This window comes from Bradyrhizobium sp. 76 (assembly GCF_023073025.1).
Classification (GTDB): Bacteria; Pseudomonadota; Alphaproteobacteria; order Rhizobiales; family Xanthobacteraceae; genus Bradyrhizobium.
Genome location: NZ_JADPIS010000017.1, coordinates 58,795 through 75,975, shown reverse-complemented (window position 1 = coordinate 75,975; position 17,181 = coordinate 58,795). Strand labels below are relative to the sequence as shown.

Here is a 17,181-nt window from a genome sequence, read left to right as displayed (position 1 = left end):
GTACGGCCCGCCCAAAACAGAGCGATAGTGCAAAATGCGAGGACAATTGCCCGGCGAACAGAAGTTTCGAAATCTGAATGAGGAGCAATGTACCGCACCAAGTTTAGGTGGTCCCGGTGGTCGCATCATTCGTGTAGTAATCATATTGTCGGTCCGAATATCCTTCGAATCTCCGCATGACGACTTCATCCGCTTTATTTAAAACAGCTCCGAGCAGTCGCTCAGCAAGCACTGGAGATGTGTTTACAGCCTTTAGAATCTCGTCTGCTGATGTGCTACCCCATTCGACAACCAGGACGAACGCGTCGAAAAGCTCCGCAGCGGCTTTCACGTCGACGACGGGCAGAATCGGCGGAAGGTCAACTAAAATATAATCGTACTCTTTCTCAGCGAACTTGAGCATTTCCTTCATAGCGGGTGCGGTGAGAATGTCTGAACTATTCGACGGCTTGATTTGCGTTGATGATGGAAGAAAATCGAACTTAAACTTAGAATCGGTAATGACCAGATCCGAGAACTCGGATTTCTCTGCAACCAAATTCAGCAGACCCGGTGCGCCGGCATAGCCCAGTGCTCTTGTCATCGACGGGTTTCTTAGATCTGCATCAATGACTAAGGTACGCGCTCCACTTTTCGCAACGAATGCGGCAAAAGCTGCCGCGACGGTTGTTTTTCCCTCGCCCGGAAGCGCGGAGACGACTCCGATGACTTTGCCTCCAGATGGGTGGAGATCTATTGCCACCTTAATGTATCGAAGCGCTTCCGCTGTGGCGGAAAACGGCGCGACCTCGCTAATCTGCCGGAACGCGGTGCTATCAATGGTCGCCCCCCTCCTTCTTAGTACCGGCTTCTTGGGGACCGTAACGGCTGGTATAACAGCCAAGCAAGTTGTGCCGAGCAAGCCCTCGAGTTGCGCCCGGGTGTGTATTTGGCGGTTCATTTGCTCTCGTGCGAATGCAGCAGAAGTGCCCAAGAAGAGCCCACAAAGAGTTGCCAGCGCAAGGGCAAGGCCAATTTTGGGTGAACTCGGCGTTCGAGGTTGAGATGCTTCGCTCACAACACGTGCTTCGGTCGACGGAAACGACTGCTGCTGAACCGATTGCGTAAATCGAGAGAGGAAAGTTTCGTAAATTCCGCGATACGTGGTCGCCGCGGTTTCCAGTTCGCGCAGACGTACCTGGGATTGTCTTGCAGCCCCTGATTTTTCGAAAACCTCGATCATCCTCTTGTCGATAGAATCTTCCTGGCTCTTCGCTATCTGGAGTTCGCTTTTATAACTTTCAGCGATGCGCCCAATTTCGTCCCATATAGCTCGTTGAAGGGCCGCCATTTCCGCGCGAAGGTTCCGTGCTGCTTGGTGGTCGGACCCGTAGCGCGCGCTCCATTCGGATTCCTTATTTTGATCGTCGAGAAATTGCTGTCGAAGCTTGGTGATGACCGGGTTGCTTAAAGCATCAGTCACGATCGGGTCGGGGATTTTGAGATTGTCTGTAACTGGTCGCTGTTCCAGCACGCGAGATATACGATCTAGCTTTGCGCGTGCTTGACTAGTATCAGCGCGTGCCTTCGCTAGAGCAATGCCAAGTTGATCCAATTCAACTTCACTCGCTAGCTTGCCATCCACCCCAATGATGATGTTGTTTTCCCCCTTGAAGTCTTGGACGGCTTTGTAGGCCTTGCTTGCCTGTTCGCGCAATTCCCCGATCCTGTCCTCAAGCCACACGCTCGCCCGGCGAGTTGCCTCAAACTTTGCTTGAAGTTGGTCTTCGATATACGCATTAGCAAACGCGTTCGCTATCGCTGCGGCTTTGAGAGGGTCCGAGGAAGTGTACGCGATTTGCTGAATGTAACTCCTTCCTAAACGGGTTACCTTCAGGTTGGCTCTGACCGTATTGACGACACGACGCAGGCGCTCGCTGTCGGTAATTTCGGGGGGCTTTTCGACGGGCAGTTTGAGTAAAATTCGAATTCGGCGCAAGATCCCATCGCCGGCCCCGACGAATTCTGGATCCTGATCCAAGTGCAATCGCTGAATAACAGATGTAACTACCTTTTCAGATTTCGTGGTTTCAATCTCACTTTCTACTTGCGCGTCATCGACTGACCTGTTTTCCGAAGCCATTTCAGACTGCGACCAAGTCACCCGTTTGGTATCGATTAGCATATCCGCTTGCGCGGTGTACTTGAACGGCGAAATAGCAATGTATGTCACGCCGAGGAGAACGCACAACGCGGTGACCGAGAATATAAGACGCCACTGCCGGCTTAGGAAATCTCTAATCTGCGACAAGGACATTGAAGCGGCGGGTTGGGTAATGTCATGCGGCGAAGTGTATGGTGAAAATTGACCTGCAATATTCATCTAACGTCCTTCGAGCGCACCAACCGCGCGGGTGGTAAGCTGTTCACCGCGTCGGGCTGACAGAATTTGCTGCTGTCGCGGACCCGATTGAATTTTTGGCACTGCCGCTTAGGCCGATCGTTGAGATCTGAACTAACGTCGAAATAGCGCCGCCCTGACTAGCTACGTTCGGTCGTGGCGCAGCGTTAGGATTGACCATCACTACGCTTCCGGCAGAACCATTCGCATTTGCTGCCGCCGCTTCGGTCGCTGCGGTTGAAAGGTCTCCGGCGACCGCGGCAAATGATGCTTGAAATTGGCCATCTTCAAAGCTTGCGACGGCTTGTTGGATCTGCAGCGCTGCATTTTGATCCGTACTAACGCAAACGGCGGCGGCCTGTGCCAAGCCGGCCGCGATTGCAGTCTGCAACCGAGGCGTCGCCTCATGAGCGAGACCAACGAGCTCCATTGCGAGCGAAGCATCTGTTCCAGAAAGATCACGCGTGGTCGCTTCAAGGGTTCGCGCGTCCATATCGGGGGCGAGCAGTGCTTTTGGATTGGTTTTGAACTGAGCTATTGCCTCCCCAGAAATAGGAGGCGACAGACAAGCCGACCACGCATTGCTGGTTAGAACGGTCACGAACGGCAAAACACATAATGCGAATTTTTTGAAGATCATGGAAGCCACGCAACTATTTGTTTCTGAGGGACAATTCACCCTACTAACTACATCACCGCAAAGGACCTATCAATCGACGTTTTAGTGTATGGTTGATTGCAGTTGCCCGAGCGACTGCTGTTTTGATCATAAGCCACTGATATTTCGGTATTTTTCGTTTCGTATTCTGTGTTTTGCAGTGCGATAAAAAGTCGCCATTTTTCCGAGATACCTATGCAATCATTTGTCGTAGGCCAAGTGAACTGGCGAGTTTTGCACTTTTCAGGTCCTTGGCGTGCCGAGGCGAATACAAGGATCGAAAGTCCTTTTAGGGACTGACGAAGATCAGGCAAACGATTAAGGCGGGCGATACTCTGTGGCGCAGATATCTCATTTGTTGAATTTGGATGAATGGCCCATTCTGAGGCGCAGCTTGAGCTCGCTGCCCGACAATCGACGAATCTATACGATCGGAGATATTCATGGGCGCTGCGATTTGCTCGACATTTGCCTGGGTAAGATCGAACAGGATTTTTCTGAGCGACCTTATCGGCGTCCACTCTTGGTCTTTCTAGGCGACTACATCGATCGGGGACCGCAATCTCAAGGGACCATCACTCGGCTCATTGAGCTGGCGGCTAAATACGAGTGCGTTTTTTTAAAGGGAAACCACGAGCACATCGCCATGAAGTCTTTGACCGATTTATCGGCGATACCAAAGTGGCTACGGTTGGGCGGCTTAGAAACTTTGAAATCCTATGGTGTGGTTCCGTTCATCAGCCCGGAACGGCGACACGTCATGGCCACCCAGATCGCTTTTCAAAATGCTCTCCCGCCGTCCCATTTTCGACTGTTTGCCGGCCTGAAAAACCACTTGATCTGCGGTGACTTCTTTTTTGTCCATGCAGGAATTCGTCCCAGGATCGACTTGCTTGCACAGAAAGAAGAAGACCTGCTCTGGATACGTGATGAATTCCTTTCTTCGCAGGAAGACTTCGGCAAAATTGTCGTTCATGGTCATACCCCGGTTCAACGTGTTGATATTAAATCAAATAGAATAAACATCGATACTGGTGCGTTCAGTTCGGGCCGATTGACCTGTCTGGTGCTCGAGCGCGACCAGATTTCAATCATTGATACCGTTGATGACTAAACGTGCGGCGTATTTATTTTATCCTTGATCAGCTGATCAATGCTCGCACGCATTTTTGTGGTGAAGTGTTCCGGTCCAAAGCTTTGAGCGTGTGCAACAATCTTCTGGGAATCGACGTCCTGATCTTGAAAGCCGTTTACAGTCGCTATTATAGCCTCCTGAGTTTGCTCCGTGAAAAAAGCGCCGGACAATCCTGGCACTACCGTCTCCAGAGCGCCGCCGCGCGCGTAGGCGAGTACGGGGCGTCCGCTAGCCATTGCCTCGACGGGAACCATACCAAAATCCTCTTCGCCCGGAAAAATGAGGGCACGGCATCTTGCGTAATGGTGTCGTAAAACGTCGAACGGTTGCGGGCCAAGGACTGTAACCGTGGGCCCTGCAAGACGACGAATCTCATCCAGCATCTCGCCCCCGCCGATCACGATGAGCTTGCGTCCCATCTTATTGAACGCGCGCACCGCTAGATCGGGGCGCTTGTACGAAACGAGTTCGCCGACCATGAGATAGTAATCTGCAAGCTCTTCGGCCGAAGCAATTGAAAATGCATTGGTATCGACAGGGGGATAAACGACCTCAGCATTTGCCCCATAATATCTTTTGATCCGAGACGCCACTGCGGTCGAGTTCGCGACGAAGTGGTCGACTCGTAAAGAGGACGTGACGTCCCACAGCCGCAGATAGTGGGCCAACAGCGGCATAACCAAGCGGGTTAACAATCCGGCGCTTGCCCGGTAGTCCGCGTACATATTCCAGATGTAGCGCATTGGCGTATGGCAATAGCAAATGTGGACGGCATCCGGTGCTGCTACGACGCCTTTGGCGGGACCGGATTCGCTGCTTATGACCAAGTCATAGCCACGCAAATCCAATTGCTCCAACGCGATTGGCATCAAGGGCAGGTAGCTCTTGTACATCCGCGCGGCGCGCGGCAAAGAGTTTATGAAGGTTGGAATGACCTTATGTTGGCGAATCTTTTCTGAGATTTTCTCCGGGACGTATACGTGAGTGAAGATGTCGGCTTGCGGGTACATGTCACACAGAGTTTCGACGACCTTCTCTCCGCCGCGCATTCCGACTAGCCAGTAGTGAATGATCGCGACTCTCATGAAGTGCCCTTTATCCTTTTATGATAAGTTCTGGTAGCACGGCTCAAACGCAATTCGCTGTACTGGAATTTACTCGATTGGAAAGCAGTCACTCAGGATGCAAACACTGTCTGTTTTGAACTGGAACGAGGCTACAATGTGTACGAGGTTTCGAAAGGCGTGCTGTATATAAGGCCGGATTAGTGTATCATTTCTTGCGGCCATCTCCGCAGCGATGAGGAGGCGTAGTTTACGAGAAATCGAGAGGTGTAGCGGCGACTGCGCTGCACGGTGCAACCTCACCTGTGGGCTCGTTAATGAAGGCTGCAGGAATCTTCCTCCGACGCGGCGGCTTCGAGCAAAGGGGCCATGCTCCCGCAATGGGCTCCAGTGAAGAAGCAATAAAGCACGGCGAGCGTAAGAGAGCAGCTGACGTCGATTTTCGACCGCAAACACGGCAGCTACATTTGAATGATGCTCAGCAGGTTTAGTACGGATCTTTCCTATAATCCATTTGCGGCGTGGACTTTCGCGGTGTTACTTGGTTGTCTCAGCGTGATTGCGGCGGTCCAGGAGGGCAGCCCTCAGGTGGCCCGGCATCACGGCCGTAGACGTGAACGTAATCGACAAGAAGAGTAGATGGGTCCGGTGCCCGATCGATTGGCCATCCACCTCCTAAAGCTAAGTTTATGAGCGGGTACAAAGGGCCATCAAGTTCCGGCGGTGTTGGCTGACTCCACACTTTCTTACCATCGAGAAAGAACACAATAGCTTGCGGAGAAATGTCGACTCCGAATGTGTGGAAATCGGCAACTAGAGCGCCCTCTGCGAAATCAATACGTTGATTTTTTCCACGAGTTTTGGTTGGCTCATTCTTATACCAGACGTGAACCACCGCTTGGTATGCCGATGTGAATTGACCATAATATTCGATAACATCGATTTCGACATTGCCTTCCGTGAGGTTTGTCGGCTTCAACGCCGCGAGCCAAAATGCTGGCCACAATCCTGGTCCGGGCGGCATTTTCATACGGGCTTCGAAATACCCATAGCGGGTTCCACTCCCTGCGCCCGACGCGTCCGCCGCCGCAAGCAACCCAGAAGTCCATCGCCCTTCTCGATCCTTTGTAGCAGTGATTGATAAAATTCCATCTTTTACTTTGAATGGTCCGTAGGGGCCTGGATCTAAAAACCTTGCGTCACCAAAATCGCCGCCCCACGGTGTATGCGCAGTCCAACGCGCGGGGCCGATCCGGCTGGACGCGAAGCTCTGTGAATCGAAATCTTCCAGCAAGACCGGTTGTAATTCGCAAGAATTGGCGCCCGCTATCGCGTCTTTGCAGGAAAGTGAGAGAGTTAGCGCACCTAGAACGACTGCAATCAAAGCTAGACATTTTTCTCTCATCGTGAAGCTCCCATTACCAAGCGGAGATTTCCAGAAGAATTCTGGCAGTAGAGGGCGTCCGCATCCCGTTCCTCAAATCAAGCGAAGCCTGCCCGTCGACAAGTCCGAAGTCCTTGCAGAGCCAGGTCGAGCTAGCGATTTCGCCTTCTTAGGGTTGCCGCCCGATCGGGCTCAACGTGACCGCGCAGCAAATCTGCAAGACCTCGGATGTTGCCCAAAAGTCGTCCACGGCGGTCGATGAATGGTTCTGGATAGATCGAACGTGCGACATTAGTTGAGATATTTCTGAAGAGGTGACTAGCAACCTGTCCGAGACTCATAGTCCCCTTACGAAGAAGGTAAATGGGATTAACGACTTGTGAATAGCCAAGCCGATCGCCTGCCACCCTGCCGCTCTTAATACCCATGTGAACGCCGCAAGCGCTTGCACTTTTAATGAGCCGCCCTCCGCGTTTGCTCAGAGCTCCGCCAAAGTCGCGATCTTCGAGCCAACCGTAAAGTACGAGACGCTCGTCGAATGCAAGCTCCCTAATCGCTGCCAACCGGAATGCCATATTGCAGCCATAAGGACTGTATGGTTCGATGCAAGACCAATCAGAGCGATGATCGAAACTCTCCACGATGCGAACCGCCTCGTCGAAGCTCAAGCCGGGTCCCTTGATTCCGTCAGCCAGCACGCGCCCGGTAAACGCAACCACTTCGGGTTCGTCACGAAATGTTTGAGCAGCCGCTGCTAACCAACTTGCATCGGCAACAAAGTCGTCGTCAAAAAAAGCGACTACATCAATCCCCGGGGGTAATGCGGCAAGGGCGGCATTGCGTTGCGCTGGCAGTCCGGCTCGGCCTGTTACGATTTTGACGGTGGGCAGGTCTGCTGCATCGCCGGCGTCTTCGGGGGTGATGCAAGACACGATGACGATGGCCGGCGTGCAGCTTTGGGTCTTGAGAAGGTAGCTTAACGTAGCCGAAACGATTGCTGGTCGCCCCAATGTTGCGATCACGACTGCAATTTTGGGCAACTGAGTTTGAGCAAGATTGACAGGAAACGAAGTTTTAGGATCGCGCATGAGCTCGAGATATCCTGCGGCTGTTTTTTTCCAAGAGAAGAGGCTTATCCGGGCCGATCCTCGTGCGATGAGTTCTTGTCTAAGCTGCGATGAAGCTACGAGTTGACGCAGGTGCCTTATCCAGGCCGTTGGGTCATCGGGAGCCGCCATCAATGCCGCATTGCCGCAGACCTCGGGTAAGCTGGCTCGGTCTGACGAAATCACGGGACATTTGCGTGCCATCGCTTCGACGATCGGGAGGCCAAAGCCTTCAGTCCAAGAGGGAAACGCCAAACAAAAAGCATGATCCATTAGATAAGCCAGATCGTGATCAGTAACTTGACCAATCATCTTCACGTTCGGCAAGGAAGGCAGCGCCTCTTCGGCGAAGATACCGGAACCTCCACCGGCAATCACTAGGTCGAGACCCATTGCTTCGATCTCAGGAGCAATGCGCATGAGAAGTTGGATGTTCTTGTGGCGTGCTCGCGACCCTAGGGCAAGAACGAAGTCTCGTTGATCGCTGATAGCTAAACGAGCCCTCTGGGCCAGCGTGGGATCCCATGCAAGCGCGTGCTCATGACCATTTGGCAGCACCGCTATTTCCTCAGCGCGAATTGGCAAAAATCGCGCTATTTGGCGTGCCGAATCTGCGGAAACTGTAGTGATCCGAGCTGCGCGCCTGGTAAGCAAGCGTTGCAGGGCGCTATAGACCAGACGGAATGACAGCCCATAGCTTTCGGGCTTAACGAAAACATTGGCGTCATGGATACAAATGACCTGATCAGACTTTGAAACGGGGCCTAAATTTCCGAGATTAAGCAGGCGGCCCTGCCATCTCGCGGGGAGCACCGATTGCTCCCAGAGCTGTCCCGAGAATGGCTTTGCTTCAATAAGCGGCATGGCGGCAAAGCCGGGATCCTGCGCCGACGTTGGAGCGATTATTGATGCACGGGCTCCGGAGTTCAGAAGCGAGGCGTTCATCGCAGAACATACATTCCAGGCATACCGCTGTACGCCCGTTATGGGTTGCGTGAGAAAGCGACCATTGACCCCGAAAGACGCAGAATCGATCATGTTATGACTTCAATCGGTCTTCGAGCAGAGAAAGTGGCAATTCGAATGTCGTGTTCTGGCTCGGCACAGGCCAATGCAGCCAGCACGTAAAATATCAAGCCTTGTTCGACGTTGGGGGCGGCAAAACAGTCGCCAATTATGAGGCTAAGGCAGGCATTACGCGATGCAAGACGGACAACAGACGGGAATGTTCCATTCGCGCCGCGGCGCTTGAACAGGGCAGAAACTAGAAAGATAACATAAAAAAGCGAGCCTGGTACTCCAACGTTTGCGAGCAGCGCATACGGTAGGCTAGAGGTTCGGACAGTACCAAGGCCCACGCCAATTCCATAAGAATCAAAAAAATTACGCAGTCCAAAATTGTTCCACGTCTCACGTTCGATGCCAGAGTTGGATGTCGATTTGTTAAAAATGAGCAAGTCGAAATAATCGCGTACGATCTGCGAGCTCTTGTCATCGATGAGTATGGCGGTTCCCAAGACAGCCACAAATAGCGGGCCGCATATCATTGCGGCCGAGCTATAGGGACGGGCAGCTAAATTAAACCCTCGGCCGACTAATACAGCGTATAAAATAAGGAGAGCCGGCATAGTTCCTGCGAGTCCCGTCGAGGACGTCGATAGTACGACGGCCACCAGCGAAGCCAGTGCGATAGCGCCAGTCAGCGCAGGACGGTAGCCGCATAAAAATAGCGTGCCGGTAAATCCTAGGGCGCCAAGTGTTTCGCGCGCAAATGCAGATGCTTCGGGAAATGAACCAACAATGCGTTTAAGTCCGCTAATTTCCTCTTCGTTGTGTAAAGTGTATTGAGCGTTTCGTATGAACTCCAGTGTGAATTGCGTGCCGGTCGAAAACGTAGCAATGTCCAGTACAGCAAACGCGAGGTTAGCGGCCGCGGAAGCAATCATCGCGCTTGTTATCGCCAGGAAGCCGGTTCTTGTTGATGCGATCGCGGCAGTCATCATGAAGCAGATCAGATCGCCGATCATATAGACGGACTGGGTAAAGTTGCTGGAGACCGGTCCAAGCGGAACGCCGGAGTTAGTCATTGCGTACTCAGAAGTACCAAGCGGAACGATTGACGTGATACCCGCGAGCAATCGTGGCACACAAATCGCAGTCAGGACGCCATATAGAGCTAAGCACATTAACCAGAAACCCGGCTTGGGCAAACCTAGGGCGTGCATCGCAGTGGCTGACTCGTCTTTGCGTCGAAAGACTGCGATGGCCACAAACCCAAGAAGTAGGTGTGCGGGTTGTATATTTGCGCTCCCAATCAGCAGGGCAGCCGCAGAGCCAAGTAGTGCTGCTATCAAAAACGCTGTGAAGGTTGCTCTATGCCCGAGTTGCAAGCAAATCAGGCCGATGAGCAGTGTCAGAAGGCCGATTGGCTCTATACTCATTCTGCAATTCCCATTTGCGGGCCGCTGTTGTTCAACTGATAGATGATTTGAATGTCATCTCGAGCGGCGCGCTGTGCACACTACCCACGATCTGGGACCCAGGCTGACGCATCAGAATTCACGAGCTATCAATCCTCTAATTGACAGCGAAATCGATAAAATTGGAAGCAGCACGTGCCTCAGCATGGGAAACTCGCGGGAGATCGCACCCTCTCGCCAAAGGCGCGATCTCAGTGATTTTATTCGATGAACGAGCGTTCCTTGTTTTTCTGCTACAAAGATAGAGAGTACTTCAGCGCGCCCAAAATCAACTGAACGATCAGCAACGCCGAGGCAGCGTAGATCGGCTTCTGTTGGTCGCGTGATAGCACGCCTTAATTGACGCCACGCACTTTCAGCATCGTTTAGCGCAACAGCCCCATCACAAACGGCCAGGGAATCGATATACGATAGAGCGCCAGCAAGCAGAGCATTTTTAGTAGTTGGATCAACAACGCCAAATGTTATGTCGCCGCAGTTTGCTCGGATCTGGCCATCGTCGCTTTCGAAAAAGAGACGGACCGACGGCACATCCGGCTCGAACAAGCCTTCGATAAGATGCCAATACCGCAAAACGACAGAGCGAACATTGAGAGGGCTGTAAAAATTCTGCTCGACCAGTAAACCGCTAACTTTAGGAAAGTGCTCTTCGCTGTGGCCTTTGTAATTTGATCGTGCAAATTGAATTGTTTCTAAGCGTACGTCGGGGAATGCGCTCGCGAGGAGGCGCTGCGTGCTTCCATAAAGTCCTGTGTCGCATAATATGATCCGATCGGAATCGCCTATCAACTGTTCGAAGTGGCGAACGAACAAGGAATGCTGAAAATCAATATTGGCGAGCACCTCCGTTCCCGATTTGTCGAAAAGCAATTTGACAAATGTCGGCCCGAACATTGGCTGGTGCCACTCTGTTGGAAGTTCGTAAGTCTTTCCACCGAGAGCCGCCGCTACTTCGGCCATCGAGCTTCCGCTAAATTCGCGATCTAGTTCCTCCGCGGCCGAATTGTCTTGCGCTAGAAGTGCGGCCCGCGCAGCTATCAAGCGTGATATCATGATGTTCTCTCGCCGCACTTGAATCGGGAGACCCAATCGAAGAACGACCCGCTCAAAAGCTTCTCGAATTCCCACACCACCTCGAGCGCAAAACATCAGGCAGGGATTACTGTCACCTCCCGCTTCCAGTACGTACAGCCATATCAGCAGACAGAATTGGGTGATGATCGGTCCGAAGATGTGTCGACCGAACGAACCGGCACTGTCGCCATACGAGGTAGAAAGTTTCGCTGCCCTTAATTGGCTACGCAGGAACTTGCCAACTTCCGTCGATATGCCGCTCGCATACCGAATATACTTGCGGATTACAGGCCGCGGCGCATGGCAGGCATTAATGCCCATGGCAGATGGAATTTTAACGTCGGCCAGCAAATCGTCACCAATGTGGGCCAGTCGATGGGGCGAAATGCCCTCTGACTTCATTGCGGCTGCGAATAGGCCTCCCGCGCGTTTGGTCAGTCCGACGTCGGCGCTAGAATAAACTGCGTCTATGAGATCTGGCCCGTGGAAATGATGGATTAGCTCACGCACGGCTTGTGTCGAAAGCGTCGTGTCGCTGATGGCGAGGATCCGCACCCCCGCGTCCCGATGCGTCCTTAGGTACTTTGCAAGTTCCAGGTTAGCCGTGAGCGAGGTTTTCTCCACCTCCAACTCAATTTGATAGCGCTTGCCGATGAGAGTTTGTGGCAGACCAAGAAGAGCCAATTGACGACTAATAATGTCGACAAGTCGTACCTCACCTGGCCTTCGTCGCAACGATAATCCACGAAATGCAAGTCGCTGCGCCTGCATGCGCGCCTCTGCAAGAAGGTCTGTCTCGACAGTCCGACCTTCTTGTTCAAGCTGCCTGGAAAAGAGCCGCTCACCCATGACGATGCGCGCACGTTCCGACCGGCTATTGCGCAATAGCAGGGTGTCAAAAACATCGGTCGAGATCGCTTCTAAGTTGTCGGTGCGGTTAACCAAAACTGCGAGCGGAAAGTTTTTCATGGAAGGAAGGGCGCTAGCCTCGGCTCCGCGCGATTGACAATATGCGCTCATAGCGTCTTACTCGAGCATCTAAGCGATGACAAACCATGAACTTGAAGTTTAGGGCTCAGATCTTACAGTCTGCCGCCAAGCTTGCATAGGTATATGCTCCAGGTGCTGATTAGAGAGTTTAGTTTATCGACACTTGGAAGTCCAACCCACTAGCAGTTACAGCACGGCAGCTGCTTTGTAGTTAACTCGGACGATCTCGGTACGTAACTGGCTCGCGAATACAACTACTTTCGCTGCCCGAAAGTTGGGAGACTTCACCAGCGCCGCTGCTGGTCTGTCACACAGCGGGCGGGCAGGCGGTGTTTTCATCTTTGGTCGGACAAGAAGTTTACTGTTACGCGAAGCGCCCCCTGAGGATATTCTTGCTTGGACAATATTTTTTCGGTTTGGAAAATGGTCGAGGATTCTAAGAAGGGGGCGGCGAATATGCCAGCTGCCTTGAATGTGGCCATGCTCCTTAGCTGCGGCTCGTTTGAGGGGTTCTTTGGATGGGTTCAGGGGCAAACCCGGGAAAGCTATCTTGAGACTTACCGGAACGATTTCGCGTGGTATTATGCTCGGGGTCTAAAAGAAAACGGCATTGCCCCCATAATCTACATACCGGCCTTACACGAGAGGGGAAAATACCCTACCGATCTGGGGATCTCAGTTCGATTTCTTCCGATTAGTAATTGGTATCGACCTCTCGAAACTGTTTGGGTCAAGCGGCTTAGTCGCAGGACACGTTGGTCGTTGTACGCGGAAGAGCGTATTAACACCATTGCATTTATGAGCGCATTGCAAGACGCACTCGCTGAGGATCAGGTCGATTTACTGTATTTGCAAGAATATTGGAGTGGTAGATTTGATCACATTGCGGCTCGGATCGATTTGCCGATAGTCGGCGCCGATCATGGTGGCGTGTCTGATCGCGTGGTCAAATTGTTTAAGCCGGCGGCCTTTAGGCAAACCGCGTTGTGTTATGCCCAGACGAATGACGAATGCCGTATCGTTGAGCAATACGGTGGGCGCGCTATGCTTGCACCCAACGGCTGCGACGTCTCGGAATTTTTCCCCGATCTGAGTGTCGAGAGAAAAAAGACCGTTTTGACCGTAACGCGGCTCACTAATAGACAAAAGCGAACGAGCGATCTGATACGAGCGATGGCGGAGTTGCCGCAGGAATGGACCTTGGACATCGTTGGTACAGGTCCCGATAAGTCGATGTTGGAAGATATTGTTGCGGAACTTGGGTTGTCGTCGCGCGTCAAATTTCACGGCTTTCTCGGACGCAAAGAAGTGCGTCAGTTTTTTCGTAGCTGCGGCGTTTATGCCATGCCGTCGGCCAACGAAGCCGTTGCGTTGGCGGTGCTGGAGGCAATGGCCTGCGGTGCGCCGGTCGTTTTAAGTCGCATCCGGGCGTTTGAGCAACTGGTCGATGATGGTGTCAACGGTCGGCTTGTAGAGGTTGGCGACGTCAAGGGCTTGGCGTCCGGAATCATCGATGCTTGGACTCATCGCGAGCGATTAGGCTTCGAAGCGACGAAAACTGTAAGAATCCACTATGACAAGAGGATCTTATACGAGCGTCTAGCGGGATCGCTCCGTGAAGTAGCCGGGCGGAAGCCCGGATGGACGGAGCAGGAGTAAAGTAGGACGCGATGCTCGCAGGCCGTCTGGCGACAGTGCTTCCAGGGTTGTCATGCCAGAGTTGTCGAACATCATCGTCATCCAGCGATTCGGCTACGAGAGTAAGGTGATAGGAGGCTGTCATGAAGGAAATGTACGAGAGCGATGTCTACGCCGAAAAGAATCCCACGTGGCACGAGGAAGATTCCCCGTGGAAGGCAGGCCACATCGAAAGGATGATCAAAAAGAATAATATATCAAACAGCCGGATATGCGAGATCGGTTGCGGGACAGGCGAAATTTTGCTGAATTTAGAAAAGGCATTTCCGCAAGCGACGCTGTCCGGGTACGAGATTTCCCCGCAGGCGTTTAAACGTGCTGAGGCGAAGGAAACCGCGCGCACACATTTCTATCTCAAGGATTTGCTGGCTCAAGGCGGTCCGCAATTCGATGTGTTACTAATTATCGATGTTATCGAGCATGTCGAAGACTACATTTCATTCATCAAGAAGCTCAAATCATTTGGGACCTACAAGATCTTTCACATTCCGCTCGACATTTCCGCGCAGTCGGTCATTCGATCTTGGCCGATTTCTGAGCTCCGGCGTAATGTGGGACACATCCACTATTTCTTCAAACAGACTGCGTTAGCGACGCTCGAAGATTGTGGCTACAAGATCATCGACCATTTCTACACGGCGAGCCGCTTAGAGCTGCCAAACCAGGCGCTTTCTAGCAAGATCATGCGGTTTCCTCGGCAAATGATGTTCGCGGTGAATCCGGATTTGGCGGTCCGACTTCTTGGAGGGTATTCCCTAATGGTCCTGGCGGAATAGCCAAGTTCAACTAAAGCGTTTCGCCTCCTATGTAAGTCGATTGTATCTGCCACGACACTAGATTAGCCGTGATGCGACCAATTTGAGGCACTTTTGGCCTCGAGCTTTCTACGATGTTTTTAGTTGAGGGGCCAGGAGACGCGCCTACAATGGCTAAGTTCGCTTCGGCCGGCGCTATAATCCTTCGAATTGCTGACGTCGCGTTCTATGTTCAAACTATCGATTCTCAAGCCTCCGCAAAAGCCTGGCGATCGTGTCCCCTAGCGTGGTGTAGCTGGCGGCGGGTCACCGCGTTCGCCGGCGGGAGCCGGGCTGATCAGCTGGCGATAGCCTGAAGGCTGACAGTCGGATCATCGCTTAATGGCGCGATGGTTTCCAGCGTCATGTAGCGAGCGACGATGGGGACGCCTCCGGCGTAGGCCGCATTCTGATTGGATTATTCTGGCTGCCAGCACTTGAGCCATGTCGATTTTTTTTCGTACATCCGGACGAGCTCGATCAGGTTTTCGACGCCGAATTCAGTGAACACTTGGATGCCATCTTCTCCGACGCCATAGACTCAGATGACGCGTCCTCGATCTCCATTTCGTTGACGACGTCCCGCAGCCAGTCTTTGTCCTCGCCGAGGTCGGCGGCCACAGGGGTATGGTGGTGACGTGATGAACCTTGTTGACGTGCGTGGTCATGCTCCTTAGGCGGAGATCGTTGCGGTCGGTGGCGTCCAATTCCAGAGCAGCAATTCGTCCAGCCGAGAGCCGGATGGGCGGCGATGGGAGCAAGGATATCTTTGAGCCAGGCGTGCGGGTCGACGCCGTTTATTTTGCAGGTGACGATCAGGCTGTACATTGCCGCGGCCCAGGGGGCGGCTCAGCGTCTGCCGCACCTCCAGGCGCTCCTCGGCACTCCTGCCATTGACGGAGCGCTCGAGCTCAATACAGCGCATCGATCCGACGCACCACCTTGATCGCGATCGGAGACAGAGGGATTTCCTTTTTGCGGGCAGCCTTGCGCCGCGCGTTCTCTTCAATATCGGCCATGGCGAAGAACGGGCGCCGCGCATGGACCCAGCACGCAGCTTCCCGGGATCTGTCCGGGATGGCGTCCCGCCAGATAGAGTTGATTATATCCGTCATAGGCGTCGGCCTGAAGGATGCCGGCATACCCCCGCCAGATGCGCCCGAGGGTGCCGCCGCAGCATTCGCAAGCGGTCGGCGGATCGATCACCACCCGTTCGCGTGGGAGATGCTCGGGAACGTCTGGCGCCCGGCGCGTTGGCGCGTAAATCCGCGCACCGTCCGACAGCCCGTTCCGCCGCAAGCTCGTCCTCGGTGGCGTCGGTTTGAAGCTCCTAAACGTTAGCGCCAACTGGTTGATCAACCGCAACGAACGCTCCGAGCGCTATCCGTAGATCTGACGCTCGAGCTTGGCGATCCTAAGCTGCTGCTGCGCGATCAGTGCTGTCGTCTGAGGCTTTTGCGCCGGTGACCGCGAGTTCTGCCGCGAACTCCAGGGCCTTCGCACGCTCGAGCGCCAACGCCTCTTTCAAGGCGGCAATGTCATCCGGAATCGCTTCGCGCTCAGCATCCATGTGACGCAGTGAATCGCAGATTGGATGCGTTGTGATTCCCCAAAATGGCCGGCACCCCACAATTTTCTTTTGCTCAGCCCGCGCTCTCTGGCCGCCACGTTAGTTGAGGATTCCTCCGGTCGATTCCTTCCAGCATATAGGCCATCTGCGCCGCCGAGATCGACCCCCGTGCCGGCCGACGCTGAGGGCCAGATGAACTTGCCGCGGTCCAGGCGTTTGGCGTAGAGCGACATGCCCAACCCATCGTGCCAGAGGATCTTGACCAGATCACCGCGACGACCCCGGAAGATATAGAAATCGCCGGCATGAGGATCGCGCTTCAAGCTCTCCTGAACCGCAAGAGCCAGGCTTTGCATCCCACGGCGCATGTCGATGTGGCCAGTGGCGATCCAGACCCGGTCGCCGCTCGGGATCGGGATCATCGCCGCCTCAGGAGCTCAAGGACCCGCTGCAGCGCCTCGGTTTCCACGTCACGGTCGACGCGCACGCGACAGCCGCCAAGTTCGATCTCAACTATTCCGGCCCTTGCGCGCTGCGCAGGAAGCCAAGATGACGGCGGCGGTGCGCACGCCGATGCCGGAGCCGACGTGGATGTGATCTCGACGGGAACATGAGCCGGCATAGCCTCGCCGCCTAGACGGCCCTGGCGCGCCTGCCGACGCCAGGTGAACAGCAGGCTCTGAGCCATTCCATGCCGCTGCGCAACGCCGCACACAGTCTCGCCAGCTTGCAAGGTCTCCTCAACCAGACGAACCTTCTCGTCGTAATTCCATCGGCGCCGACGCTCGGCACCCAGCACCTTGACCTGCATTCCCCACATGACTTTAAGGCTAGACTTAAGGTCATAT

12 protein-coding genes and 1 pseudogene are annotated in these 17,181 nt (G+C 53.7%); 3 read left to right on the top strand and 10 right to left on the bottom strand.

The window, feature by feature from the left end; all coding sequences use genetic code 11:
- Positions 1-103: 103 nt before the first annotated feature.
- Positions 104-2,362: a polysaccharide biosynthesis tyrosine autokinase gene (locus IVB48_RS05920; RefSeq protein WP_247398351.1), complete on the bottom strand. Its 2,259-nt coding sequence runs from the start codon at positions 2,360-2,362 to the stop codon at positions 104-106.
- A 43-nt stretch (positions 2,363-2,405) separates the two neighbouring features.
- Positions 2,406-3,020, bottom strand: coding sequence for a hypothetical protein (locus IVB48_RS05915; protein WP_247398350.1), 615 nt, complete (start codon positions 3,018-3,020; stop codon positions 2,406-2,408).
- Between the two features lie 412 nt (positions 3,021-3,432).
- Here IVB48_RS05915 and IVB48_RS05910 point away from each other — a divergent pair, with 412 nt between their 5' ends.
- The gene (locus IVB48_RS05910) at positions 3,433-4,152 is read left to right on the top strand and encodes a metallophosphoesterase family protein (protein ID WP_247398349.1); all 720 of its coding nucleotides are present in this window, start codon (positions 3,433-3,435) and stop codon (positions 4,150-4,152) included.
- Here the strand turns inward: IVB48_RS05910 and IVB48_RS05905 are convergent.
- From IVB48_RS05905 to IVB48_RS05885, 5 genes are all read right to left on the bottom strand, one after another.
- Entirely contained in the window at positions 4,149-5,258 is a 1,110-nt protein-coding gene (locus tag IVB48_RS05905) for a glycosyltransferase (protein ID WP_247398348.1), read from the bottom strand. The two genes, IVB48_RS05910 and IVB48_RS05905, sit on opposite strands and share 4 nt — an antisense overlap.
- A 529-nt stretch (positions 5,259-5,787) precedes the next feature.
- Positions 5,788-6,642, bottom strand: a complete 855-nt coding sequence (locus IVB48_RS05900) for a glycoside hydrolase family 16 protein (RefSeq protein ID WP_247398347.1) — start codon at positions 6,640-6,642, stop codon at positions 5,788-5,790.
- 131 nt (positions 6,643-6,773) lie between these two features.
- Positions 6,774-8,765 carry a glycosyltransferase gene (locus IVB48_RS05895; protein ID WP_247398346.1) on the bottom strand — a complete coding sequence of 664 codons (1,992 nt, stop codon included), beginning with the start codon at positions 8,763-8,765 and terminating at the stop codon, positions 6,774-6,776.
- Positions 8,762-10,168 carry a hypothetical protein gene (locus tag IVB48_RS05890; protein WP_247398345.1) on the bottom strand — a complete coding sequence of 469 codons (1,407 nt, stop codon included), beginning with the start codon at positions 10,166-10,168 and terminating at the stop codon, positions 8,762-8,764. The genes IVB48_RS05895 and IVB48_RS05890 overlap by 4 nt, the downstream gene beginning before the upstream one ends.
- A gap of 111 nt (positions 10,169-10,279) precedes the next feature.
- Positions 10,280-12,250 (bottom strand): HAD family hydrolase, encoded by a 1,971-nt coding sequence (locus IVB48_RS05885; RefSeq protein WP_247398344.1) that lies wholly within the window; start codon positions 12,248-12,250, stop codon positions 10,280-10,282.
- Between the two features lie 417 nt (positions 12,251-12,667).
- Between IVB48_RS05885 and IVB48_RS05880 the strand changes: the two genes are divergently transcribed.
- Positions 12,668-13,930 carry a glycosyltransferase family 4 protein gene (locus tag IVB48_RS05880; protein WP_247398343.1) on the top strand — a complete coding sequence of 421 codons (1,263 nt, stop codon included), beginning with the start codon at positions 12,668-12,670 and terminating at the stop codon, positions 13,928-13,930.
- Positions 13,931-14,052: 122 nt separating this feature from the next.
- Entirely contained in the window at positions 14,053-14,745 is a 693-nt protein-coding gene (locus IVB48_RS05875) for a class I SAM-dependent methyltransferase (RefSeq protein WP_247398341.1), read from the top strand.
- Between the two features lie 691 nt (positions 14,746-15,436).
- On the opposite strand, the pseudogene IVB48_RS05865 reads toward IVB48_RS05875, so the two are convergent.
- From IVB48_RS05865 to IVB48_RS05855, 3 genes and pseudogenes are all read right to left on the bottom strand, one after another.
- Positions 15,437-16,333 (bottom strand): annotated as a pseudogene (locus IVB48_RS05865) (transposase).
- Positions 16,288-16,755 carry an IS66 family insertion sequence element accessory protein TnpB gene (tnpB, locus tag IVB48_RS05860; protein WP_247398339.1) on the bottom strand — a complete coding sequence of 156 codons (468 nt, stop codon included), beginning with the start codon at positions 16,753-16,755 and terminating at the stop codon, positions 16,288-16,290. Before tnpB ends, IVB48_RS05865 begins: the two are co-directional and overlap by 46 nt.
- Complete coding sequence (locus IVB48_RS05855) at positions 16,752-17,144, bottom strand: transposase (protein WP_247398336.1); 393 nt, start codon at positions 17,142-17,144, stop codon at positions 16,752-16,754. The genes tnpB and IVB48_RS05855 overlap by 4 nt, the downstream gene beginning before the upstream one ends.
- Between the last annotated feature and the right edge of the window lie 37 nt (positions 17,145-17,181).

Coding starts and splice junctions, on each gene's coding strand:
- IVB48_RS05895 (WP_247398346.1), bottom strand. CDS start 8,765: ATGATCGATTCTGCGTCTTTCGGGGTCAATGGTCGCTTTCTCACGCAA.
- IVB48_RS05915 (WP_247398350.1), bottom strand. CDS start 3,020: ATGATCTTCAAAAAATTCGCATTATGTGTTTTGCCGTTCGTGACCGTT.
- IVB48_RS05900 (WP_247398347.1), bottom strand. CDS start 6,642: ATGAGAGAAAAATGTCTAGCTTTGATTGCAGTCGTTCTAGGTGCGCTA.
- IVB48_RS05885 (WP_247398344.1), bottom strand. CDS start 12,250: ATGAAAAACTTTCCGCTCGCAGTTTTGGTTAACCGCACCGACAACTTA.
- IVB48_RS05855 (WP_247398336.1), bottom strand. CDS start 17,144: ATGCAGGTCAAGGTGCTGGGTGCCGAGCGTCGGCGCCGATGGAATTAC.
- IVB48_RS05890 (WP_247398345.1), bottom strand. CDS start 10,168: ATGAGTATAGAGCCAATCGGCCTTCTGACACTGCTCATCGGCCTGATT.
- IVB48_RS05920 (WP_247398351.1), bottom strand. CDS start 2,362: ATGAATATTGCAGGTCAATTTTCACCATACACTTCGCCGCATGACATT.
- IVB48_RS05875 (WP_247398341.1), top strand. CDS start 14,053: ATGAAGGAAATGTACGAGAGCGATGTCTACGCCGAAAAGAATCCCACG.
- IVB48_RS05905 (WP_247398348.1), bottom strand. CDS start 5,258: ATGAGAGTCGCGATCATTCACTACTGGCTAGTCGGAATGCGCGGCGGA.
- tnpB (WP_247398339.1), bottom strand. CDS start 16,755: ATGATCCCGATCCCGAGCGGCGACCGGGTCTGGATCGCCACTGGCCAC.